Annotated in this window: 19 protein-coding genes and 2 pseudogenes; 11 read left to right on the forward strand and 10 right to left on the reverse strand. The window is 64.3% G+C overall.

From position 1 onward, the window contains the following. Positions 1 to 125: 125 nt before the first annotated feature. Positions 126 to 1,283 (reverse strand): acyl-CoA dehydrogenase family protein, encoded by a 1,158-nt coding sequence (locus U1738_RS08420; protein ID WP_332788605.1) that lies wholly within the window; start codon positions 1,281 to 1,283, stop codon positions 126 to 128. 167 nt (positions 1,284 to 1,450) lie between these two features. Here U1738_RS08420 and U1738_RS08425 point away from each other — a divergent pair, with 167 nt between their 5' ends. Continuing rightward, positions 1,451 to 2,470 (forward strand): fumarylacetoacetate hydrolase family protein, encoded by a 1,020-nt coding sequence (locus U1738_RS08425; RefSeq protein WP_332788606.1) that lies wholly within the window; start codon positions 1,451 to 1,453, stop codon positions 2,468 to 2,470. Positions 2,471 to 2,911: 441 nt separating this feature from the next. Here U1738_RS08425 and U1738_RS08430 read toward each other — a convergent pair whose 3' ends face one another. Beyond that, the gene (locus tag U1738_RS08430; RefSeq protein WP_332788607.1) at positions 2,912 to 3,136 is read right to left on the reverse strand and encodes a hypothetical protein; all 225 of its coding nucleotides are present in this window, start codon (positions 3,134 to 3,136) and stop codon (positions 2,912 to 2,914) included. Positions 3,137 to 3,329: 193 nt separating this feature from the next. Here U1738_RS08430 and U1738_RS08435 point away from each other — a divergent pair, with 193 nt between their 5' ends. The 3 genes from U1738_RS08435 to U1738_RS08445 all read left to right on the forward strand — a co-directional run bounded on the left by U1738_RS08435 (position 3,330) and on the right by U1738_RS08445 (position 7,174). Then, on the forward strand, positions 3,330 to 4,619 hold the full coding sequence (locus tag U1738_RS08435; RefSeq protein ID WP_332788608.1) for a thiamine pyrophosphate-dependent enzyme: 1,290 nt from the start codon (positions 3,330 to 3,332) through the stop codon (positions 4,617 to 4,619). Between the two features lie 202 nt (positions 4,620 to 4,821). Next, on the forward strand, positions 4,822 to 5,826 hold the full coding sequence (locus tag U1738_RS08440) for an alpha-ketoacid dehydrogenase subunit beta (protein WP_332788900.1): 1,005 nt from the start codon (positions 4,822 to 4,824) through the stop codon (positions 5,824 to 5,826). Positions 5,827 to 5,830: 4 nt separating this feature from the next. Then, on the forward strand, positions 5,831 to 7,174 hold the full coding sequence (locus U1738_RS08445; protein WP_332788609.1) for a dihydrolipoamide acetyltransferase family protein: 1,344 nt from the start codon (positions 5,831 to 5,833) through the stop codon (positions 7,172 to 7,174). Between the two features lie 7 nt (positions 7,175 to 7,181). Here U1738_RS08445 and U1738_RS08450 read toward each other — a convergent pair whose 3' ends face one another. The 3 genes from U1738_RS08450 to U1738_RS08460 all read right to left on the reverse strand — a co-directional run bounded on the left by U1738_RS08450 (position 7,182) and on the right by U1738_RS08460 (position 9,979). Continuing rightward, positions 7,182 to 8,138, reverse strand: coding sequence for a bifunctional helix-turn-helix transcriptional regulator/GNAT family N-acetyltransferase (locus tag U1738_RS08450; protein ID WP_332788610.1), 957 nt, complete (start codon positions 8,136 to 8,138; stop codon positions 7,182 to 7,184). 125 nt (positions 8,139 to 8,263) lie between these two features. Beyond that, positions 8,264 to 8,770: a response regulator gene (locus tag U1738_RS08455; protein WP_332788611.1), complete on the reverse strand. Its 507-nt coding sequence runs from the start codon at positions 8,768 to 8,770 to the stop codon at positions 8,264 to 8,266. Between the two features lie 153 nt (positions 8,771 to 8,923). Then, positions 8,924 to 9,979, reverse strand: coding sequence for a mannose-1-phosphate guanylyltransferase/mannose-6-phosphate isomerase (locus tag U1738_RS08460; RefSeq protein ID WP_332788612.1), 1,056 nt, complete (start codon positions 9,977 to 9,979; stop codon positions 8,924 to 8,926). A gap of 199 nt (positions 9,980 to 10,178) precedes the next feature. Here U1738_RS08460 and U1738_RS08465 point away from each other — a divergent pair, with 199 nt between their 5' ends. The 6 genes from U1738_RS08465 (at position 10,179) to U1738_RS08490 (ending at position 19,107) form a co-directional block, all read left to right on the forward strand. Further along, the gene (locus tag U1738_RS08465; RefSeq protein WP_332788613.1) at positions 10,179 to 11,567 is read left to right on the forward strand and encodes a TIGR03013 family XrtA/PEP-CTERM system glycosyltransferase; all 1,389 of its coding nucleotides are present in this window, start codon (positions 10,179 to 10,181) and stop codon (positions 11,565 to 11,567) included. 4 nt (positions 11,568 to 11,571) lie between these two features. Further along, positions 11,572 to 13,623, forward strand: a complete 2,052-nt coding sequence (gene prsK / locus U1738_RS08470; protein ID WP_332788614.1) for an XrtA/PEP-CTERM system histidine kinase PrsK — start codon at positions 11,572 to 11,574, stop codon at positions 13,621 to 13,623. Then, entirely contained in the window at positions 13,620 to 14,969 is a 1,350-nt protein-coding gene (prsR, locus tag U1738_RS08475; protein ID WP_332788615.1) for a PEP-CTERM-box response regulator transcription factor, read from the forward strand. Before prsK ends, prsR begins: the two co-directional genes overlap by 4 nt. Positions 14,970 to 15,042: 73 nt before the next feature. After that, the gene (locus U1738_RS08480; RefSeq protein WP_332788616.1) at positions 15,043 to 17,091 is read left to right on the forward strand and encodes a tetratricopeptide repeat protein; all 2,049 of its coding nucleotides are present in this window, start codon (positions 15,043 to 15,045) and stop codon (positions 17,089 to 17,091) included. Positions 17,092 to 17,186: 95 nt separating this feature from the next. Next, complete coding sequence (locus U1738_RS08485) at positions 17,187 to 18,011, forward strand: ATP-binding protein (RefSeq protein WP_332788617.1); 825 nt, start codon at positions 17,187 to 17,189, stop codon at positions 18,009 to 18,011. Positions 18,012 to 18,093: 82 nt separating this feature from the next. Then, the gene (locus U1738_RS08490; protein WP_332788618.1) at positions 18,094 to 19,107 is read left to right on the forward strand and encodes a sensor histidine kinase; all 1,014 of its coding nucleotides are present in this window, start codon (positions 18,094 to 18,096) and stop codon (positions 19,105 to 19,107) included. Here the strand turns inward: U1738_RS08490 and U1738_RS08495 are convergent, their stop codons facing one another. The 5 genes and pseudogenes from U1738_RS08495 to U1738_RS20290 all read right to left on the reverse strand — a co-directional run. After that, positions 19,108 to 19,398, reverse strand: coding sequence for a type II toxin-antitoxin system RelE/ParE family toxin (locus U1738_RS08495; protein WP_332788619.1), 291 nt, complete (start codon positions 19,396 to 19,398; stop codon positions 19,108 to 19,110). Beyond that, complete coding sequence (locus U1738_RS08500; RefSeq protein WP_332788620.1) at positions 19,398 to 19,682, reverse strand: ribbon-helix-helix domain-containing protein; 285 nt, start codon at positions 19,680 to 19,682, stop codon at positions 19,398 to 19,400. The genes U1738_RS08495 and U1738_RS08500 overlap by 1 nt, the downstream gene beginning before the upstream one ends. A 53-nt stretch (positions 19,683 to 19,735) precedes the next feature. After that, positions 19,736 to 20,248, reverse strand: coding sequence for an ATP-binding cassette domain-containing protein (locus tag U1738_RS20280; RefSeq protein ID WP_443027000.1), 513 nt, complete (start codon positions 20,246 to 20,248; stop codon positions 19,736 to 19,738). Between the two features lie 39 nt (positions 20,249 to 20,287). Then, a pseudogene (locus U1738_RS20285) lies at positions 20,288 to 20,623 on the reverse strand (ATP-binding cassette domain-containing protein); the annotation flags it as partial. 516 nt (positions 20,624 to 21,139) lie between these two features. Beyond that, positions 21,140 to 21,526, reverse strand: a pseudogene (locus U1738_RS20290) (ATP-binding cassette domain-containing protein); the annotation flags it as partial. A gap of 100 nt (positions 21,527 to 21,626) precedes the next feature. On the opposite strand from U1738_RS20290, the gene U1738_RS08510 reads away from it, so the two are divergent. After that, positions 21,627 to 21,935, forward strand: coding sequence for a PepSY domain-containing protein (locus tag U1738_RS08510; RefSeq protein ID WP_332788622.1), 309 nt, complete (start codon positions 21,627 to 21,629; stop codon positions 21,933 to 21,935). The last annotated feature ends 12 nt before the right edge of the window (positions 21,936 to 21,947 follow it).

A 21,947-nucleotide genomic window follows, 5' to 3' on the forward strand; every position in this document is an offset into this window, starting at 1 on the left:
CGTTCATAATGCCGTCACGAATGCGTCGATGCAAGGTAAGATGCGATGAGCCGCAGTCGGCATCCATCGCCGATGGCGCTAAACCGAGGGCGGCGGCACCGGGGATGGAGCGCCGCCGCCTTCGTTCACAGGCTACGCCCGATCAATTCCTTCATGATTTCGTTGGTTCCGCCGAAAATGCGCGTCACGCGCGCCGCACGCCACGCGCGGGCAATCGGATATTCGTTCATATAGCCTGCGCCGCCATGGAGTTGCAGGCACTTGTCCATGATTTCCCACTGCAGATCGGTGTGCCACAATTTGGCGGCAGCGCCCTCCTCGTTGGTCAGTTCGCCCTTCAGATGGCGGGTGATCGCCCAATCGAGATGCGCCCAGCCGACCTGCAGCTTGGACTTGATGTCGGCGAGCACGAAGCGCGTGTTCTGGAAGTCGAATACCATGCCCGCGAACGCCTTGCGCGTCTTGGTGAATTCGACCGTCTCGTCGAACGCCTTCTGGCTCGACGCCATCACCGACACCGCGATCGACAGCCGCTCCTGCGGCAACTGGCTCATCAGGTAGATGAACCCCTTGCCCTCCTCGCCCAGGCAATTGGTGATCGGCACGCGCACGTCCTCGAAGAACAGTTCCGACGTGTCGGCGGCGTCCTGACCGATCTTGTCGAGCTTGCGGCCCTTCTTGAAGCCATCCCGATCGCTCTCGACCAGAATGATCGACATGCCCTTCCAGGCCGGCACGGCGGTCGGGTCGGTCTTGGCGACGACCAGCGTCAGATCGGTATTCTGGCCGTTGGTGATGTAGGTCTTGCTGCCATTGATGACGTAATGGTTGCCGTCCTTCTTCGCGGTCGTGCGGATCGCCTGAAGGTCGCTGCCGGTGCCCGGCTCGGTCATCGCGATGGCGGTGATGACCTCGCCCGAGACCATCTTGGGCAGCCATTCGGCCTTCTGCTCCTCGGAGCCGTAATGCTCGATATAGCCGGAAACGATGTCGGATTGCAGCGAAAAGCCGGCCGGCACGCCGTTGTACGACATCTCTTCGTCGACGATCGCATTATACCCGAAATCGAGGCCCAGCCCGCCATATGCCTCCGGCACGGTCGGGCAGAGCATCCCGATCTCGCCGGCCTTGCGCCAGAAATCCTTGGGGACGAGGCGGTTCTCTTCCCATGTGTTGACGTGCGGGACGCCTTCTTTCTGCAAGAAGGACCGGACCGTCTGGCGAAACGCCTCGTGATCCTCGGTATAAGCGAAGCGTCCGGGCACGGTGTCGAGCGACGACATGAATAAGTCCTCTCTTGCAACTGATTTTGGTTGGTTTGCTTCGACTTTACGCGAACGTCAAGCCACCATCAGCGCAATCAATCTGGCCGTCATATGATTTTGTCGCTCGACCGCGCTCGACACCGCCGGTGAGCGGGGTATGCTTTGGCCAAAGAGAAGGAGAGCGCATGAAACTGGCCAGCCTCAAGAGCGGGCGCGACGGCAAACTCGTCGTCGTCTCGGACGATCTCGCCTGGTACGCCGATGCCGGACATATCGCGCCGACCCTTCAGGCGGCGCTCGACGATTGGGATCGGCTGCTGCCCGACCTGATCGTGCTGGCGACCGACGTGCGCAACAGCGCGATCCCGCTGGAACGCTTCCACGAACACGACGCCGCCGCCCCCCTGCCCCGCGCCTATCAATGGGCCGACGGCTCCGCCTATGTGAACCATGTCGCGCTCGTGCGTCAGGCGCGTGCGGCGGAGATGCCCGAGACGTTCTGGCACGATCCGCTGATGTATCAGGGCGGCAGCGACGGGTTCCTCGGGCCGCGCGATCCGATCCCGCTCGCCGACGAAAGCTGGGGCTGCGACCTCGAGGCCGAAGTGGTGGTCGTCACCGGCGACGTGCCGCTCGGCGCGACTCGCGAACAGGCGCTGGAGGCGGTGCGGTTGGTCGGCCTGACCAACGACGTGTCGCTGCGCAACCTTATCCCCGGTGAACTCGCCAAGGGCTTCGGCTTCTTCCAGTCCAAGCCGGCCAGCGCCTTTTCACCCGTCTTCGTAACGCCCGATGCGCTGGGTGACTGGTGGCAGGATGGGAAGCTGCACCGCAAGCTGATGGTCGATCTCAACGGCCAGGCCTTCGGCCGCGCCGAGGCGGGCGAGGACATGACGTTCGATTTCGGCACGCTGATCGCGCACGCCGCGAAGACGCGAAAGCTGGGCGCGGGGACGATCGTCGGATCGGGCACGGTCTCGAATCGCGGTGCAGATGGCGGGCCGGGCAAATCCATTGCCGAGGGCGGCGTGGGCTATTCGTGCCTGGCGGAAGTGCGCACGGTGGAAACGATCACCGGTGGCAAGGCGGTAACGCCGTTCCTGAAGGCCGGCGATACGATCCGCATCTGGGCGGAGGACGACAAGCACCACCCGATCTTCGGCACGATCGAGCAAGTAGTGACAGTCAATGACCGTCATTTTTGAAAAACAAGCCCGGCAGGTTCGAATAAGTATATTACGGCATGTAAAAAGACGTGATTACGCAGTTATTTGCACCATCATCAGTGTAATATATTCCTACCACCTTCGAACTTAACTTGGCCGTCATTACCATAGACCAAAATCTATTTTTATCATCTTTTGATGCACTGGCCGACATGACGATGTTGCCTGCGTTACAAGCGGATCCTGCATAATACACCATCAGCGAATCATTTATTTAATTTTGCAAACGCCAGCCCGTCGGCACCGCTTCTATATTAATAGAAGTTTGAGCTTGGGCCTCTACAGCAATCGTCGTCATACTCAGAGTATAAAATACAACTCCCAACACTTTTTTAATTGCTGACATAACCATCATCTCCAAAAAACCCGGGGATGAATGATGGGATCTTAGGCGTCAACATAATCTATAGCGAACGGAACTCAGCGCCCCAGCGCGACCTGCCCGGCATAATCGACCATTTGGAGCAGCGCTCGCGGTGCCTTGATCAGCCCGCGCACGCCAAGCGCGGCCACCGCATAAACGGCGTATCCAGCCAGAAACGGCACCATGACGACCGCCGAGATCGGCAGCACGATCAGCCCGGTCACACGCTGGGCCGTGGTGGAAACGGGGGCTTTGGCGGCAGTGATCGGAGCCATATACATCGGTTGCGTCCTTTGCTGACGCGGCCATGATGCGACCGATTGGTTAACGAAACGTGCAGATCCGCACATCCGATTTTCCGCCCCGCCGAAAAGCCCCCCTCGCCATCGCCGTTGAAATTTTATAACAAGGCTCGAAACACCGAGTCCGTGCGTTTCAACGCGATCAAGGATTCGGGACAAAATTGGAGACACCATGGCAAGCGACGATCGCCGCGCCAATCTGCAGCCGCTATCGCTCTACGTGCCCGAACCCAAGTTCCGGCCCGGCGATGCGGTTGACTTCACCTCGGTTCGCCTGCCCCCGGCCGGCGAGACGCGCCGTCCCGACACCGCCGACAAGGCCGAGACGTTCATCGATCTTGCCTACGAACTTGTCCGCGTTCTGGACGACGATCACCAAGCCGTCGGCCCGTGGAACCCGCGCCTGTCGCCCGATACGATGCGCGCCATGTTGCGCAGCATGGCGCTGGTCCGGGCGTTCGACGAACGCATGTTCCGCGCGCAGCGCCAGGGCAAGACCAGCTTCTACATGAAGTGCACCGGCGAAGAGGCGGTCGCGGTGTCGGCCGCCTATGCGCTGGATTACGAGGACATGTGCTTCCCGTCCTATCGCCAGCAGGGCCTGCTGATCGCGCGCGGCTGGTCGATGGTCGACATGATGAACCAGATCTATTCGAATACGAAGGATCGCCTGCAGGGCAAGCAGCTGCCGATCATGTATTCGGTGCGCGAGGCGGGGTTCTTCTCGATCTCGGGCAACCTCGCGACGCAATATCCGCAAGCGGTCGGCTGGGCGATGGCCAGCGCCGCTAAGGGCGACACGCGCATCGCCGCGACGTGGTGCGGCGAAGGCTCCACGGCGGAGGGCGATTTTCACTCCGCCTGCACCTTCGCCAGCGTGTACCGCGCGCCGGTGATCTTCAATGTCGTCAACAACCAATGGGCGATCTCGTCCTTCTCCGGGTTCGCCGGTGCGGAATCGACCACTTTCGCGGCGCGTGCGGTCGGCTATGGCATTGCCGGACTGCGTGTGGACGGCAACGATGCGCTCGCCGTCTATGCCGCCACCGCCTGGGCCGCCGAACGCGCGCGGACCAATCAGGGGCCGACGCTGATCGAGCATTTCACCTATCGTGCCGAGGGGCATTCCACCTCTGACGATCCCGGCCAGTACCGATCGGAGGGCGAACCGAATGCGTGGCCACTCGGTGATCCGATCCGGCGGCTGAAAGATCATCTGATCGCGATCGGCGAATGGGACGAGGAACGCCATGCCGCGCAGGACAAGGACCTCGCCGAAGAGGTGAAGCGCGCGCAAAAGGAGGCCGAGAAGAACGGCATCCTCGGCCACGGCCTGCACCAGCCGCTCGACACATTGTTCGAAGGTGTGTTCGAAGAACTGCCCTGGCATCTGAAGGAACAACAGGCGCAGATGCTGGCGGAAGAGACGGCGTCGGGCCGTCCGTGGGCGCGCAAGGCATGAGCGTCCTCGATCCTATCGTCACCCCGGCCCCCTTCCTCACCCCAGCGAAGGCTGGGGTATCCCCGTTGCAGAGCGCGCCCGTGCGCCACGAGACCCCAGCCTTCGCTGGGGTGACGGAGTTTGTGTTGTGAGCGATGTGATTCAAACCGACCTCGCGCCGGGGGATGACCCCAACACCGCCGCCGATGGCGAAACCACCCGCATGAACATGATCCAGGCGATCAATTCCGCCATGGACATCATGATGGCGCGCGATCCCGACGTGATCGTGATGGGCGAGGATGTCGGCTATTTCGGCGGCGTGTTCCGCGCCACCGCCGGGCTGCAAGCGAAATACGGCAAGCAGCGCGTGTTCGATACGCCGATCACCGAATGCGGCATCATCGGCGTCGCGGTCGGCATGGGGGCTTACGGCCTGCGCCCGGTGCCGGAAATCCAGTTCGCCGATTACATCTATCCCGCGCTCGACCAGCTCGTGTCGGAAGCGGCGCGGCTGCGCTATCGCTCGGCCGGCGAGTTCATCGCGCCGATGACGGTGCGGTCGCCGTTCGGCGGCGGCATCTTCGGCGGGCAGACGCACAGCCAGTCGCCGGAGGGCATCTTCACCCATGTGTCGGGCGTGAAGACGGTGATCCCCTCCACGCCATACGACGCCAAGGGCCTGCTGATCGCGGCGATCGAGGATAACGATCCGACGATCTTCTTCGAACCCAAGCGCATCTATAACGGCCCGTTCGACGGCTATTGGGACAAGCCGGCGCAGAACTGGTCGAAACATCCGGCGGGCGAAGTGCCGACCGGCTATTACAAGATCGAACTTGGCAAGGCGAAGGTGGTGCGCACGGGCGAGGCGCTGACCGTGCTGGCATACGGTACGATGGTGCATGTGGCGCAGGCGGTGATCGCCGATGCCGGGATCGACGCCGAGATCATCGACCTGCGCACGCTCGTGCCGCTCGATATCGAGACGATCGAGGCATCGGTGAAGAAGACCGGGCGCTGCATGATCGTGCACGAAGCGACGCGCACCTCGGGCTTCGGCGCGGAGCTGTCGGCGATCGTGCAGGAACGCTGCTTCTATCATCTGGAGGCACCGATCGAGCGTGTCACCGGCTTCGACACGCCGTACCCGCACAGCCTGGAATGGGCATATTTCCCCGGCCCCGTCCGCATCGGCGAGGCCCTGAAAAAAGTGATGAAGGACTAATCCAATGGCCCGCTTTACGTTCAAGCTGCCGGACATCGGCGAAGGCATTTCCGAAGCCGAGATCGTCGCGTGGCACGTGGCGGTCGGCGACCGGATCGAGGAAGACCAGCAGATCGCCGACATGATGACCGACAAGGCCACGGTCGAGATGGAATCGCCTGTCTCGGGGATCGTGATCGAACTGGCCGGCGAGGTCGGCGACCAGGTGTCGATCGGCGCGGCGTTGGTGGTGATCGAGACGGAAGGCGATGTGTCAGCCGAAGAAGCGCCCGCGCTCGGGCCGGTGACGACCGAGGTGAGGGCGGTGCCTGCAAGCGGCGCGCAGGAAGAGGTGGCGGACCAATACGAGGCGGAGAATCCGGGGTTGGACATCGTTCCCCCGTCCCCCGTTCGTGCTGAGCCTGTCAAAGCACCTGCCCCAAGCGTAGCGCCCGAAACACATCCTTCGACAAGCTCAGGACGAACGGAAGAGGGGGCATCCTCTAAATCCCACGCCCTCGCCTCCCCCGCCGTGCGCGCACGCGCGGCGGACCTCGGGATTGATCTGGCGCAGGTAAAAACTGAAACCGATCGCGTCCGCCATGCCGATCTCGACGCCTATCTCCGCTACGGTAGCGGCCAGGGCTATCAGCGCCCGCATGCCAGCAACGCGCGTGCCGACGTGCCGATCAAGGTCATCGGCATGCGCCGTCGCATCGCCGAGAACATGGCCGCATCGAAGCGCGCGATCCCGCATTTCACCTATGTCGAGGAAATCGACGTCACCGCGCTGGAGGATATGCGTGCGGACCTGAACGCCAATCGCGGCGGACGGCCGAAATTGACGATGTTGCCGCTGATGATCGTAGCGATCTGCAAGGCGATCCCGGATTTTCCAATGATCAACGCACGTTACGACGACGAAGCTGGCGTCGTAACCCGTTTTGGCGCAGTGCATCTCGGCATGGCGACGCAGACCGATGCCGGGCTGATGGTGCCAGTGATCCGCGACGCGCAGGATCGCAACGTATGGCAGCTCGCCACCGAGATCGGCCGCTTGGCCGAGGCGGCGCGTACCGGCAAGGCGACCTCGGCCGAACTGAGCGGTTCGACGCTGACGATCACCTCGCTCGGGCCGCTCGGCGGAATCGCGACGACGCCGGTGATCAACCGGCCGGAAGTGGCGATCATCGGCCCGAACAAGATCGTCGAACGGCCGGTGTTCCGGGGCGACGACATCGTGCGGGCGAAGCTGATGAACCTGTCGATCAGCTGCGATCACCGTGTGGTCGATGGCTGGGATGCGGCGAGCTACGTTCAGGCGTTGAGGAAGTATCTGGAAACGCCGGTTCTTTTGTTCGCGGACTGAAGCGGGGCTATTCCCGGTACAGCATCGCCACGTCGCACCGCTCATAGCGCGCACCGAAATCGCGCATGATCCCGGTGTCGTGGACGAAGCCCCGCTTTTCATAAAGATGGATCGCCGGCGCGCAGGCCGAATTGGTGAGCAGGTAGAGCCGGTCGATCTCCATCGCCTTCGCCCGGCGCAGCATCGCGGTGAGCAGGAATTCGCCGACCTTGCGCCCGCGTGCCGATTCCAGCACGCCCATCTTGGTCAGTTCGAACTGGCCCTCGCCGGTCTTCTGCAATGCGCAGGTGCCGACGATGCCGAGATCGCGGGTCTCCGCGAACAGGATCACCCCGCCGGGATCGACGATCCTGGCACGCGGATTATCCAGCACGTCGCGATCGGTCCGTTCGAGGCGGAACATCGCCGCGATCCATTGTGCGTTGATGTCGTGGAAATCCTGCGCCAGCTCGTCGGAGAATTCCCGGATAGTGAGGCCGCTCGCCGGCCCGTCCAGAGCACGCTTTTCCAGCGGCGTCAGCGCCAGCGCGTTTTCGAGTGCCGCGACTTGGTCTAGCAGCGGCCCATCCATCCCGTCGCACATCTCGCTCACCGCCGCCTCAACCTTGGCCCACACGTCATGCTTGGATCGCGCCATCGCCGCCTTGCCCGCGTCCGTCAGCGACAGTGTCTTGTGGCGCTGGTCGCGATGCGCGCGATTGGTCTCGATCAGGCCCAGTTCGATCAGGCGCGGCAGGCTGCGCGTCACCGCTGGCTGGCTGACGCCCAGCACATCGACCATCTCACCGACCGTCATCGGACCGCGCCGGTCGAGGGCTGCAAGCAAGGGATATTGGCCCGGCTGGATCGGCAGCCCGGCGCGCTCGGCGATGCGCGCGACATCGGATTGCATGCGTTCGGCCAGCCGCTTGAGGCGACTGCCGAGGAAGAGAAAGCCAAGTTCCTTGACGATATCGTTCTGCATGTATGCAGGGTTATATATCTAGTTATCTGGAGTCAATCGAGCACGATGCGGTGTCACATCGATCGTCACGATGAGGCCCCAGCCCTTCCCGGAAAACGCATGAAGACGTCAGCTGGCTTGGCCGGTCAAGCCGCTTGCCCCACTCTGTTCAACCGATCCTCGATCAATTCCAGCGGAAGTGCGAGGTGCGCGCCGATCAGGCCATCGCCAATCTTGTCCATCAGCGCGATCGAGGCGTCGAGCATCACCTTGACCTGTTCGTATTTGTCCATGTCGCTCGTGCGGCGGATCGACATTTCGCTGATCAGGCGCTGCAATACCATTGCGGGCGAGGCCGGCTTGCTCAGTACCGGAATGTCGCGATCGTCGAGCAGCATCTCGTCCGGCAATTGGTTGCCGGTAAACATCACGAACGGCGTGTTGGCGTCGAACAGATAGCGGGCGACCGGCGTGACGTCGCGATCGATCAACTGCCCGTCGAGTACCGCGCCATCGACCACCGTGTCGATCAACGTCTCCATCGCCTCGGCGACCGAACCGAACGGGCCGATGACCGTACCGTTCAAGCTTTCGATGTGATGGGCAAGGTCCATGCCGGTCATCGGCTCGTCCTCGACGATCAGAATGCGCATTCGACTAAGCATCGTGCGTCCCCACAACCCAGGTGTTCGACCGCCGCGCAAAAATCAACGCGCAGCGCCTACGAGAACGCAATCGCCATCCGAAAGATGAAGAACAACTGTAATAAAAGCAAGTACGCCGCATTTCATGAACGGCGGAGGATTTTACGTGTCCTTCATCGCCTCGATCAGTTTCTTGACATCCTGACTGCGGCCGCGCGGCAGGATCAGCAAATCGTTGCCGCTCGCCACGACGATCAGATCCTCTACGCCGACCATCGCGATGCGCACGCCGTCGCTGCGGACGAGGCAATTGACCGTATCGATCGCGATCACGTCACCGCGATGCGCGTTGCCATTGTCGTCGCGCGCGCTGATCGCGTGGAGCGCATCCCAGCTGCCGAGATCGCTCCAGCCCATGCTAACCGGCACCACTGCGACCTGGCTCGCCTTTTCCATCACGGCATAATCGATCGAGTCCGAAGGCGAACTGGCGAAGGCCTCGGCGTCGGGGAAGACCCGCCGCCCCTCGTGTCGCGCCTTGGCCATCGCCGCCTCGCATGCCGTCAGCATTTCAGGCCCATGCAGCGCGAGCGCACCGAGATAGGCATCGGCGCGGAACAGGAAGATACCGCCGTTCCAGGCATGATCGCCGCCCGCGACCATCGCCTCGGCCTTGTCGCGCGGCGGCTTCTCGACGAAGCGCACTACGCGGTTGACGCCGGGCGCGATCTCTTCGCCGACCTGAATATAGCCATAGCCGGTCTCCGGCGCGTCCGGCGCGATGCCGAACGTCACCAGCCAGCCGTCCTCGACCATCGGCATCGCGGCGTGAATCGCGGCATGGAATGCGGGAACGTCATCGATCACGTGATCGGACGGCATCACCAGCAACACGTCCGGACCGCCGCCGGCGGCAATCGCGGCCAGCGCGATCGCCGGCGCGGTGTTGCGACCGGCCGGCTCCAGAATCACCGCCTGCGCCCCCGCCTCGATCGCGCCGAGCTGTTCGTCGATCATATCGGCATGGCGCGCATTGGCGACGACGATCGGTGCAGCGAACCGCTCGCCGGTCGCACGCGTCGCCGTCAGTTGCAACATCGTCTCCTCGGCCGTCAGCGCCAGCATCTGCTTGGGCCGTTCGGGCCGCGACATCGGCCATAACCGCGTGCCCGATCCACCCGATAGAATGACGGGAACGATCGGTCGGGAAAGCGGCATAGAGAATCCTCCTGTTGGCCCGTCTGTAGGCGACGATGCCCGATTGCGGAACTGCTCTCGATCAAGAACGATCCGGGCTGTTCAAGGTTTGCCCCTCTTCAAGGTTTGCCCCTCTTCAAGGTTTGTTTGTCAATTTCTGCGACAGCGACTTCCACATGTCGGAAAAATTTACAGCACGCGGGCGAAGAGCGAGACGAACATGATCAGGCTGTTCAAGCATTATGTGCCCCACGCCGTGCTATTGCTCGGGCTGTTCGACATCGTCCTGCTGATCGCAGCGGCGGAATTCGGCTGGGTCTATCGCGCCGATCAGATCGGCATGAAGGTCGAGCCGATCCATACCCGCATCCCGCAATTGCTGAGTTTCGCCGCGAGCCTGGAAGTGGCGATGGTCGCGGTCGGCGTTTACGGTGCCAATTCGCTGCAGTCGTTGCGCCATGCCGCCGCGCGCATTCTGGTCGCCGTGTCGCTGGGCGTGATCCTGCTCAGCGTGATCTATTTCGTGATGCCGGGCATGACCTTCTGGCGCTCGAATCTGCTCTACTCGATGCCCGTCGCGGTGATCCTGCTGTTCGCGCTGCGCGTCCTGCTCGGCAAGATGATCGGCGGGCAGGCGTTCAAGCGCCGCGTCGTCGTGCTGGGGGCCGGTGCACGCGCCGCGCGACTGAAGGCGTTGGGGCAGACGCCCGGCGCGGGCTTCGTCGTCGTCGGATACGTCTCGATGAGCGAACCGCAACGCGTGATCCCGGAAGCGATCGCGCGCGATGCGATCTACAATCTGGCCGACCATGTCGTTCTGCTCAACGCCTCGGAAGTGGTGCTCGCGCTGGAGGAACGCCGCAACGCGCTGCCGCTGAAGGATCTGCTGCGGATCAAGACGACCGGCGTGCACGTCAACGAAATCTCGACCTTCCTGGAACGCGAAACGGGCCGCGTCGATCTGCAGAGCGTCAATCCCAGCTGGCTGATCTTTTCGGACGGTTTTTCATCGGGGCGGATGCTGTCGAGCATCTTCAAGCGATTGTTCGATATCGGTGCCAGTGCATTGCTGCTGACGCTGATGGCACCGGTGATCATCCTCACCGCGATCGCGATCAAACTGGAAAGCAAGGGCCCGGCCTTTTATCGCCAACGCCGCGTCGGGCTGTACGGCGTGGGTTTCGACTGCATCAAATTGCGGTCGATGCGCCAGGATGCCGAAGTCGCCGGCAAGGCGGTATGGGCGGAGAAGGACGATCCGCGCATCACCCGCATCGGCCGTTTCATCCGCAAATGCCGGATCGACGAACTGCCTCAGACGTGGAGCGTGCTGAAAGGCGAGATGAGCTTCGTCGGCCCGCGCCCCGAACGCCCGCAATTCGTCGACGATCTCGAACAACAGCTGAATTACTATGCCGAGCGCCACATGGTGAAGCCGGGCATCACCGGCTGGGCGCAGATCAACTATCCCTACGGCGCGTCGATCGAAGATAGCCGGCAGAAGCTCGAATACGATCTGTATTACGCGAAGAACTATTCGCCGTTCCTCGACCTGCTGATCCTGTTGCAGACGATCCGGGTGGTGCTGTGGCCCGAGGGCGCACGCTGACCCTATGACGCTGACCGTCATCCTGTGGGGCCATGCGCTCGCGGCCTTGCTGTTCTGCATGATCGCATTGTCGCAATTGCGCGACGCGACAACCGCCTTGCCGCGCCTGACCTTCGTCGTCGCGCTGATCGCCACCGCACTCTGGGCGCTGGCGGTTGCGGGAATCGACGCGCGCGACGTTACCGCGAGAGTCGCGGAATCGCTGCGCAACCTCGCCTGGCTCGGCTTCATGTTCGCGCTGGTGCGGCGCGATCAGGCCGCGCCGCACCAGCGCGCCATCGCGTTCGTCTATGGTGCCGTCGTGCTGATCGTTCTCGCCGGCATCGCCATCGTCGTCATCGCGGCGATCGATCCGGCGACCACGCCGCACCTCGACAGTCCGCGCGTGCTGCTGCGCATGATGGTCGCGGTGAGCGCGCTGGTGCTGGTCCACCATTTGTATTCGGCGGTCGCGCCCCGCGCGCGGGGCGGCATCCGCTTGGTCGTCATCGCCCTCGCCGCGATGTGGGGCATGGATTTCGTGCTCTACGGCATCCGTTACGCCACCAACGGATATGCAGCGGAGCTGATCGCGGTGCGCGGCGTGGCGATGGCCTTGCTCGCGCCGCTGTTCGCCATCGCCGTGTTGCGCAATGGCGACTGGACGCTGCGCCTGTCGCGCTCGGTCGCGTGGCAATCGCTCAGCCTGGCCGGCGTCGTACTGTATCTGCTGATGATGGTGCTGGCGACCAGCGCGATCGCCGGGATCGGTGGCGAGAACGCCCGCATGGCGCAGACCGCCTTCGTGTTCGGATCGACCGCCGCCACGCTGACGCTCGTATCCTCGCCCTGGCTGAAGGCGTGGACCAAGGTCAAGCTGGCCAAGCATCTGTTTCGCCACCGCTATGACTACCGCGCGGAGTGGATCCGCTTCACCGATACGCTAGGCAAGCCCGAAGGCACGGTGGCGCTCGACACGCGCGTGGTGAAGGCGGTGGCCGACCTGACCGATTCCCCGGCCGGATTGCTGCTCGTGCCCGACGGCGCGGCATTGGGCATCGGCGCGGGCTGGAACTGGAACCAGGATGCCCTGCCCGCGACGGCCGGAGAGGAAGCGCTCGCCCGGCATCTCGCGGTCGGCGGGCGCATCATCGAACTCGATTCCGTGCGCGCCACCAGCACCGCGACGGCCGACGCCGCGAGCGTGCCGCAATGGATGCTCGACCTGCCGGAAGCCTGGGCCCTGGTGCCATTGGTGCATCTCGATCGGTTGCAGGGCGCGATCCTGCTCGCCCGTCCGCCGGTGGACCGTGCGCTCGACTGGGAGGATTTCGACCTGTTGCGCATCGCCGGACGACAGGTGGCGAGCTATCTCGCCGAGGCACGCGCGCAGGAGGCGCTGGCGGAGGGCGAACGGTTCGACGAATTCAACCGCCGCTTCGCCTTCATCCTGCATGACATCAAGAACCTCGTCAGCCAGTTGACGCTGACCGCTCGCAATGCCGAGCGCCACGCGGACAATCCCGAATTCCGCGCCGACATGATCGCCACGTTGCAGGATTCGGCCGGGCGGATGAACGATCTGCTCGCGCGCCTGTCGCAGCATCACAACGCGCGCGGCGAGGAATTGCGCAGCGTCGAGATCCTGCCGCTGGTCGAGCGCGTCGCGGCGCGGCGGCGGGCGCAGCATCCCGTCGTGACGAAGGGCAAGGCCGCACTGGCCCATGCCGATCCGATCCGGCTGGAACAATTGCTCGGCCATTTGTTGCAGAACGCGATCGAGGCCAGCGCACCGAACGATCCGGTGACGATCGCAGTCGGCAGCGACGGCGATGCGGTGACGATCGACGTGATCGACAGCGGCTGCGGCATGTCCCCCGCGTTCCTGCGCGACAAATTGTTCAAGCCGTTCGTGTCGTCCAAGCCCGGCGGTTTCGGCATCGGCGCGTTCGAGGCGCGGCAATTGGCGCAGGGCATGGGCGGCACCGTTTCCGTCACCAGCCGCGAGGGCGCGGGCACGCACTTCCGCGTGTCGCTCGCCGCCACCGCACCGCATCTTCTGGAACAGGCCGCATGACGTCCAAGCCCAAACTCCTCATCGTCGAGGACGATCTCGGCCTGCAGCGCCAGTTGCGCTGGGCCTATGAGGATTACGACGTCGTCGTCGCCAGCGACCGCGCCTCCGCGCTCGACGCCGTGCGGGCGGAGGAACCGGATGTCGTCACGCTCGATCTCGGCCTGCCACCAGACCCTGACGGCACGACCGAGGGCTTCGCCACGCTCGCCGAAATCCTGCGCCTGAAACCCGACACCAAAGTGATCGTGGCCTCCGGCCACGGCGCGCGGGACAGCGCGCTGAAGGCGATCGCCGACGGCGCCTGGGATTTCTATGCCAAGCCGATCGATATCGACCAGCTCGGCATGATCGTCGCGCGCGCATTCCACGTCCATGCGCTGGAGGCGGAGAATCGCCGCCTTGCCGCGCAGACCGGCGGCACCGCGCTCGGCGGGATGATCACCGCCGCGCCGGAAATGCTCAAGGTGACGCGTACGATCGAACGCGTCGCACATGCCGACGTGTCGGTGATGCTGCTCGGCGCGAGCGGCACGGGCAAGGAATTGCTCGCGCGCGGCGTGCACGATTCCAGCCCCCGCGCGAAGGGCGCGTTCGTCGCGATCAACTGCGCGGCGATCCCCGAGACGTTGCTGGAAAGCGAATTGTTCGGCCATGAAAAGGGCGCGTTCACCGGCGCGGTGAAGACCACCGAAGGCAAGATCGAACAGGCCGCCGGCGGCACGTTGTTCCTCGACGAAGTGGGCGACATTCCACTGCCGTTGCAGGTCAAATTGCTGCGCTTCCTGCAGGAGCGTACGATCGAGCGGATCGGCGGGCGCAAGGCGATCGCGGTCGACACGCGGATCGTGTGTGCAACGCATCAGGATGTCGATGCGATGGTCGCGTCCGGCGCGTTTCGCGAGGATCTCTATTACCGTCTCGCCGAGATCGTCGTGCGTATCCCGTCGCTCGCCGAACGCTCCGGCGATGCCGGGCTGCTCGCGCAGCATTTCCTCAAGAAATACGCCAAGACCATGCATTCGGCCGTTACCGGCTTGTCGCCCGATGCGCGCACCGCGATCGACGCATGGGGTTGGCCCGGCAACGTGCGCGAACTGGAAAATCGCATGAAGCGCGCGGTGATCATGGCCGAGGGCAAACTCGTCACCGCCGCCGATCTCGACCTGTCGGAGGATGCCGAAGCCGAACCGCTCAACCTGCGCACGATCCGCGAGACTGCGGACCGCAAGGCGATCCACAACGCGCTGGCCCGCGCCGACGGCAACATCTCCAATACCGCCAAGCTGTTGGGGGTAAGCCGACCCACTTTGTACGATCTTTTGAAGAGCTATGATCTCCATGCTTAAGACCGCTCCCAAATCCACCGCGTTCCCCCGCGAAAGCCGGGTTCCAGAGTCTCAAACGCTGCGTTCGCGGCTCATGGGCCCCCGCTTTCGCGGGGGAACGCTGATAGGGGCTAGCGCAGCGATCATCGCCGCCACCCTCCTCGCCTTCGCCACCACCGCCCCGGCCCAGGCCGACGCCACCAGCGCGCGCACCTCGGTCGCGCGCAGCCTCACCGCGTTCGGCATCGGCAACATCAGCGCCGCGCGCAACCACGCGATGGCTGCGGTGAAGACCGATCCGAGCTGGGGCCTCGCCCATGCCGTGCTCGCCCGCGCCTATCTCGCGCTCGGCGACGGGCTGGCGGCGCAGGCCGAACTGGATCGCGCCAAGGCGACCGGCTTCGACGTCAGCCGTGCGCACCAACTCTATGCCCATGCCTATCTGTTGCAGGGCGATGCCGATCGCGCGTTGGACGAGGCCGCCAAGGCACAGCCCAAATATGCCGGCTACGCCCTGCGCGTCGGCGCGCGCGCACTGGCCGCGCAGAGCGATTTCCCCGGCGCGCAGCAATTGCTCGCCACCCTGCTCGCCGCCGCGCCGAACGACAGCGCCGGCTGGTCCGATCTCGGCCGCATCCGCTTCAATGGCGGGGACGTCGTCGGCGCGATCGACGCCGCGACCCGCGCGACCAAACTCGATCCAGCCAACATGGAGGCGCTGACCTTGCGCGCCGAACTGGTGCGGTCGCAATACGGTCTGACCGCGGCGTTGCCGTGGTTCGAGGCGACGCTGAAGCGCGATTATTATTATCACCCCGCACTGATCGAATATGCCTCCACGCTCGGCGATGCCGGGCGATACGGCGATATGCTGGACGCCACGCGCCGCGCGCTCGCCACAAGGCCGGACAGCGCACAGGCATTCTACCTCCAGGCAGTGCTCGCGGCCCGCGCGGGCAATTACGATCTCGCGCGCGGTCTGATGCAGCGCACCGGCGATACGTTGGACGGCCTGCCCGGTGCACTGCTGCTCGGCGGCACGCTCGACTACCAATCGGGCGCGTACGAACTGGCGATCAGCAAGTGGCGCCAGTTGGTTGGGCAACAGCCGATGAATATCACCGCGCGCCGCCTGCTCGGCGCGGCACTGTTGCGCTCGGGCGATGCGCAGGGCGCGCTCGATGTGCTGCGCCCGGTCGCGCTGCGCGGCGATGCGGATTCCTACACGCTGACGCTCGTTGCCCGTGCGTTCGAACGTACCGGCCAGCGCGATTGGGCCGCAAAGTTCCTCGATCGCGCCGCCTATCCGGGCGGCGTCACCTCCACGACGTTCGGCGCGGATGACAATGTCGGGGTGCTGGGCGACCTGACGAAGGACGATCCCGCCGATCCGAGCCTGCGCGTCGGCTATCTGCGCGGGCTGGTCGATGCCGGGCAGACCGCACAGGCGCTGACCCAGGCGCAGGCGCTGGTCCGCATGGCCCCCGGTGCGCCCGCCGCGCAACTGGCGCTCGGCGATACGTTCGCCGCATTGGGCCGCTATGCCGACGCCGCCGGCGCTTATGGCCGCGCCGCCGACAGCCGCTTCGACGAACCGACGATGCTGCGCGCGGTGGATGCGCTGGATCGCGCGGGACAGCGCCCGCAGGCCGCGAACGTGCTGGCATTGTTCATGTCGCAGAACCCGCAGAACGTCGCCGCGCAACGCCTTGCCGCGCATTGGCAGATCGCCGGCGGCGAATATGCTGCGGCGATCGAGACGCTGGAGGGCCTGCGCGAACGCGTCGGCAACCGCGACGCGGCTTTGCTGACCGAACTCGCTTATGCCTATATCGGCGACGACGATGCCGAGACGGGCCAGGCCTATGCCAAGGCGGCCTATGCGCTCGCCCCGCTCAACCCGGCAGCGGCGGATGCCTACGGCTGGGCGCTGTACCAGATGGGCAAAAATGCGCAGGCGGTGCAATTGCTGGAAAAGGCCGTGGCGATCGCGCCGGAACACGCCGCGCTGCGCTGGCATCTGGGGCAGGTCTATGCCGATGTCGGTCGCGGCGCCGATGCGAAGGCGCAGATCGTGGCAGCGATGCGCGATCCTGGGTTCACGGATCGCGATGCGGCGACGGCAGTGTTCAGGACTCTCTAGCGATCCGTTCGCCTGAGCTTGTCGAAGGGCCGTTCTTCCTTCTACCGTCGCACGGAAGTGTAGGGCTTCGACAGGCTCAGCCCGAACGGATATTTATGACCGAAGATCATGCCGACCCCCTCGATCGCATCGCCGCCGCACTCGAACGCATTGCGCCGCCACTGCCCGCCCCGGCCGATCCGCTCGCGCATCCCGCTTATGTCTGGCGCGGCGACACCCTGATCGCCGCCCGCGCCTTCACCGCATTGCCGCTGGCGCAATTGCGCGGGGTGGACGCGCAGAAGACCGCGATCGTCGCCAATTTCGATCGGCTTGCCAAAGGCAACGCCGCGCACGACGTGCTGTTGTGGGGAGCACGCGGCACTGGCAAGTCGGCCCTGGTCAAAAGCGCCGTCGCACAGCTCCAGTCCGCAGGCGGTGACATCGCACTGGTCGAAGTCGCCACGGCCAGCCTCGACAGCCTGCCGGCCCTGTTCGCGCTGATCGCGGACGTGCCCCGCGCCTTCGTACTGTTCATCGACGATCTCGGCTTCGATGCCGCCGGCGACGCCCGCGCGCTGCGATCGATGCTGGAAGGCGGGGCGGAGGCGCGGCCGGCCAATGCGCGGTTGCTCGTCACGTCCAACCGCCGCCACCTGATCCCGCGCGACATCGCCGAACAGGAAAGCGCGATCAACGTGCGCGACGTGGTGGACGATCAACTCGCGCTGTCCGACCGATTCGGCCTCAGCCTCGGCTTCCACGTAATGGATCAGGACCTCTACCTCGCGGTGGTCGAAGGCTATGCCGCCGCCCACGATCTGCCCTTCGATCCGGCCGAGGCGGTCAACTGGGCCACGCGGCGCGGCAGCCGATCGGGCCGGGTCGCCTGGCATTACATCGTCGATCTCGCGGGACGGCACGGCAAGGCGCTCGGTTGATCCGAGGTCTTTATTTTGATGTACATCAGATTCATTTCGATCCCGGCTTGACTTGACCGCCGCGTCACCGCCCATTCCCTTTATGGCCCATCTCGGCGAAATCGATCTGTGCGACCGTCTTGCCCCGAACATTCCGGTGTGGGTGACGCAGGTCGGCGTCGGCGTGTGCACCGCCGGGGGATCGGGCATCGTGCGGCTGTTCTTCGATCTCGTCGCACCCGGTGCCGCGCCGTTCGCTTTGGTCTATCCGGCCCTGATCGTCGCCACCTTGTTCGCGCGCTGGGGTGCCGGCCTGGTGAGCGCGACGCTCTCGATCCTGTACGCCTGGTATTATCTCTACCCGATCCAGAATTCGTTCCGCTTCGTCGACGGAGCCGGCGCACTGGCGGTCGGCGTGATCGTGGTGACCGCGATCATCACCATCACCATCGCCGAATTGTTCCGCCGATCGGCCCGTATGGCGACGCAGGAGCGCGACCGCGAGATCGCCGATCGCGATCTGTTCCTCAGCGAATTCGATCATCGCATGAAGAACAATTTCACGATCGTCGCCAGCCTGCTCGACATGCAGAAGCGTCGCGCGACCGATGCAGCGACGGTCGAGGCGCTGGCCACCGCGCAGGCCCGCGTCGACAGCATCGCACGCGCCCACCGCCACCTCTATCGCGGCAGCGGCCAGCCCGGACTAGTCGAGATGAAGGACTATCTCGGCGATTTGTGCGCGGCTCTGTCCGAAGCCTTGTTCCTGCGCGGCGGCATCGCTTTGTCCTGCGATACGGACGAAGCGGCCGTGCCGCGCGACCGCGCGGTCTCGATCGGGCTGATCATCAACGAACTTGTCACCAACGCCGCCAAGCACGCCTTTGTAGGTCGCGACATCGGCGGCATCGCGGTGACGTTCCGCACGCACCAGAACGGCTGGACCGTGGTGGTGGCGGACGACGGTGTCGGCCTGCCGGAAATCCCGTCAAAGCCCGGCCCGCACAACGGCCTTGGCTCTCGCCTGATCGAGGCCTTCGCCCGCCAGGCCGGCGGCACGCTGACCACCGACAGCGACCGCACCGGCACGCGCGTTACGCTGGAACTGGCGGGTTAGTCAGGTACGGAAGATCGCCTCGGCGTCGCGTGCACTGTGCAGGACGCGAATGATCCGGACGCAATCGGCATCGGCCCGGAAATATACGACATAACTGGAAATCGGGATGCTTCGGATTCCACGACCTAATGTTTCTCGCAGCGGACTACTTTCCGGGTAATCGCGCAGACGTAACACGGACGATCTGATGCGGTCGATCAGGCGATCTGCGGCGCGGGGATTATGGTCGGCGATGGTGCTGTGGATGGCCAGCAAGTCGGCCTCCGCGTTTCGCAGATACCGGATGCGCATCAAGTCGCCCGGCGCATGCTCGCAACCTGCTCGTGCCCGCGTCGCTTGATATCCTCGAACCACTCCTCAGTGACTTCGCCGCCTTCGCCGCTCGCCAACCCCTCTTCGATCAACACGCGCAAACGAGCGATTTCCGCAGGACTATCCTGCTGTCCGTCCCACCGCGACAGCAGATCCCCGATCAACGCCCCGACATCGCGATATCCACCGCTCACGGCCGCATCTTCCAGCCGGGACGCGAGATCTTCGCTCAACTCGATATTCAGCTTGCGCGCAGCGCCCATAATGATGCTCCGGAGATTTGGCGAAGACTATCACCCCGCCCCCGCCATCGCAATCAACCCTCGACCATCTCCGCCAGCTCGAGCCAGCGCAATTCCGCCGCTTCCTTCTCGCCCCGCGCCGTGTCGACTGCCTTGGTCAGCGCCTCGAATTTCGCGAAATCCTTCGAATACAGGGCTGGATCGCCCAGCGCCTTCTCGTCGCGCACGATCGCCGCTTCCAGTTCCTCGATCCGCTTGGGCAGTATCTCGAAATCGCGCTGGTCCTTGAAGGTCAGCTTCACCTTGGGGGCCGGTGGCGGCGGAGGCGGGGCAGTGGCCTGCACCTTGCGCGATCCGCCACCGCGCTTGGGGGCGGCGGCCTTGCGCTTGCGTTCCCAATCCTCGTACCCGCCGGCCACGACATCCACCGTGCCCGAACCGTCCAGCCCCAGCGTGATCGTCACCGTCCGGTCGAGAAAATCGCGGTCGTGGCTGACGATCAACACCGTCCCGTCATAATCGCCGATCACGTCCTGCAACAGGTCGAGCGTCTCCAGATCGAGATCGTTGGTCGGCTCGTCCAGCACCAGCAGGTTGCTCGGCTTGGCGAATTCGCGCGCCAGCAACAGGCGCGAGCGTTCGCCGCCCGACAGCGTGCCGATCTTGGCATCCAGCACGTTCGGGTCGAACAGGAACTCCTTCAGATAGCCGACGACATGCTTGCGGTTGCCCTGCACTTCGATCCAGTCGCCACCGTCCGCCAGCACGTCGCGCACGGTCTTTTCCGGGGCCATCTTGCTGCGTTGCTGGTCGATGACGATCCGCTCCATCGTCTTGGCGAAACGAATATTGCCCGAATCCGGCTCCAGTTCGCCGGTCAGTAGTTTGAGCAAGGTCGATTTGCCCGCGCCGTTCTGCCCGACGATGCCGATCCGGTCCTTGCGGGTCACGCGCAGCGACAGATCGGTGATGATCGGCCGCTCGCCGAAGCTCTTGAAGATATGCTTGGCGTCGATCACCACCTTGGTCTTCGCGTCGTCGGTGCCGATCGTCAGATTGGCCGAACCCTGCGGCCCGATCATCGACGCGCGTTCGGCGCGCATCTCGATCAGCTTGGTCAACCGCCCCTGGTTGCGCTTGCGCCGCCCCGTAACGCCACGCAGCAGCCAATGCTCTTCCAGCTTCAGCCGGGCATCCAGCTTCTCGGCATTGCGCGCCTCGTCGGCATAAACCTGCTCGGTCCACGCATCGAACCCGCCGAAACCGATCTCCGCGCGCCGCACGGTGCCGCGATCGAGCCACAAAGTCTGTTTGGTCAGCCGCGTCAGGAAGGTGCGATCATGGCTGATCACGACGAACGCGCCGTTGAACCGGCTGAGCCATTGCTCGATCCATTCGATCGCCGCGATGTCGAGATGGTTGGTCGGCTCGTCGAGCAGCAGCACGTCCGGCTCCAGCGCGAGTGCCCGGACGATCGCTGCGCGCCGCCGTTCGCCGCCGCTGGCCGAAGCCGCCTCGCGCGACAGATCGATGCCGAGCTGGTCGGCGATCGCATCCGCCTCATATTCCATCGGCGCATCGTCGCCCGCCAGAACGTAATCCATCAGCGTCTTGTATGCGCGCAGGTCCGGTTCCTGTTCCAGCAGGATCACGCGCGTGCCCGGCTGGATCGTGCGGCGACCTTCGTCTGCCTCGATCGTTCCGGCGATCAGTTTCAGCAACGTCGTCTTGCCCGCGCCGTTGCGCCCGATCAGCGCGAGCCGGTCGCGCGGGCCGACATGGATATCGAGGCCGCGAAACAGCCACCCCGATCCTTGAACGATGCCGAGATTTTCGAATGCGAGAATTGGTGCGGGGGCTGCCATGGCGGTTCCGTTAGGGGTGTTGCTGCGGCGCGGCAAGTTGTCGCCACGCTGACGGGTGCATTCACAGGCTGTTCAAGCCCGCGCCCCTATGCAACATCCCATGAAGATGCCCGTCACCCTCGCTTTGTGCCTGCTTGCCGCCGCACCCGCTGTCGGGGAACCCGCGCCGCCGCCGCAACGGCGTGGCGATCAGGTCGAGGCGTTCGAGGCGCGGCGCCAGGGCAAGATTCTCCCCTTGCGCGAAATCGAACGGCGCATCGTGCCGCAAATGCCCGGCAGCCAGTATCTCGGCGTCGAACTCGATTCGTACAGCGGCATTTACACGCTGAAATTCCTGCGCAATGGCACGGTGATCTGGGTCGAGGTCGATGGCGCATCGGGCCGGATCGTCGGCCGCACCGGCAATTGAAGCAGGCTCCAG

Origin of the sequence: Parasphingomonas caseinilytica, from assembly GCF_036663755.1 — a bacterium.
Taxonomy (GTDB): Bacteria; Pseudomonadota; Alphaproteobacteria; order Sphingomonadales; family Sphingomonadaceae; genus Sphingomonas.

Bases quoted from the DNA above. Each gene is read 5' to 3' on its own strand.
- U1738_RS08420 (WP_332788605.1), bottom strand. From the start codon at position 1,283: ATGTCGTCGCTCGACACCGTGCCCGGACGCTTCGCTTATACCGAGGAT.
- U1738_RS08425 (WP_332788606.1), top strand. From the start codon at position 1,451: ATGAAACTGGCCAGCCTCAAGAGCGGGCGCGACGGCAAACTCGTCGTC.
- U1738_RS08430 (WP_332788607.1), bottom strand. From the start codon at position 3,136: ATGTATATGGCTCCGATCACTGCCGCCAAAGCCCCCGTTTCCACCACG.
- U1738_RS08435 (WP_332788608.1), top strand. From the start codon at position 3,330: ATGGCAAGCGACGATCGCCGCGCCAATCTGCAGCCGCTATCGCTCTAC.
- U1738_RS08440 (WP_332788900.1), top strand. From the start codon at position 4,822: ATGAACATGATCCAGGCGATCAATTCCGCCATGGACATCATGATGGCG.
- U1738_RS08445 (WP_332788609.1), top strand. From the start codon at position 5,831: ATGGCCCGCTTTACGTTCAAGCTGCCGGACATCGGCGAAGGCATTTCC.
- U1738_RS08450 (WP_332788610.1), bottom strand. From the start codon at position 8,138: ATGCAGAACGATATCGTCAAGGAACTTGGCTTTCTCTTCCTCGGCAGT.
- U1738_RS08455 (WP_332788611.1), bottom strand. From the start codon at position 8,770: ATGCGCATTCTGATCGTCGAGGACGAGCCGATGACCGGCATGGACCTT.
- U1738_RS08460 (WP_332788612.1), bottom strand. From the start codon at position 9,979: ATGCCGCTTTCCCGACCGATCGTTCCCGTCATTCTATCGGGTGGATCG.
- U1738_RS08465 (WP_332788613.1), top strand. From the start codon at position 10,179: ATGATCAGGCTGTTCAAGCATTATGTGCCCCACGCCGTGCTATTGCTC.
- prsK (WP_332788614.1), top strand. From the start codon at position 11,572: ATGACGCTGACCGTCATCCTGTGGGGCCATGCGCTCGCGGCCTTGCTG.
- prsR (WP_332788615.1), top strand. From the start codon at position 13,620: ATGACGTCCAAGCCCAAACTCCTCATCGTCGAGGACGATCTCGGCCTG.
- U1738_RS08480 (WP_332788616.1), top strand. From the start codon at position 15,043: ATGGGCCCCCGCTTTCGCGGGGGAACGCTGATAGGGGCTAGCGCAGCG.
- U1738_RS08485 (WP_332788617.1), top strand. From the start codon at position 17,187: ATGACCGAAGATCATGCCGACCCCCTCGATCGCATCGCCGCCGCACTC.
- U1738_RS08490 (WP_332788618.1), top strand. From the start codon at position 18,094: ATGGCCCATCTCGGCGAAATCGATCTGTGCGACCGTCTTGCCCCGAAC.
- U1738_RS08495 (WP_332788619.1), bottom strand. From the start codon at position 19,398: ATGCGCATCCGGTATCTGCGAAACGCGGAGGCCGACTTGCTGGCCATC.
- U1738_RS08500 (WP_332788620.1), bottom strand. From the start codon at position 19,682: ATGGGCGCTGCGCGCAAGCTGAATATCGAGTTGAGCGAAGATCTCGCG.
- U1738_RS08510 (WP_332788622.1), top strand. From the start codon at position 21,627: ATGAAGATGCCCGTCACCCTCGCTTTGTGCCTGCTTGCCGCCGCACCC.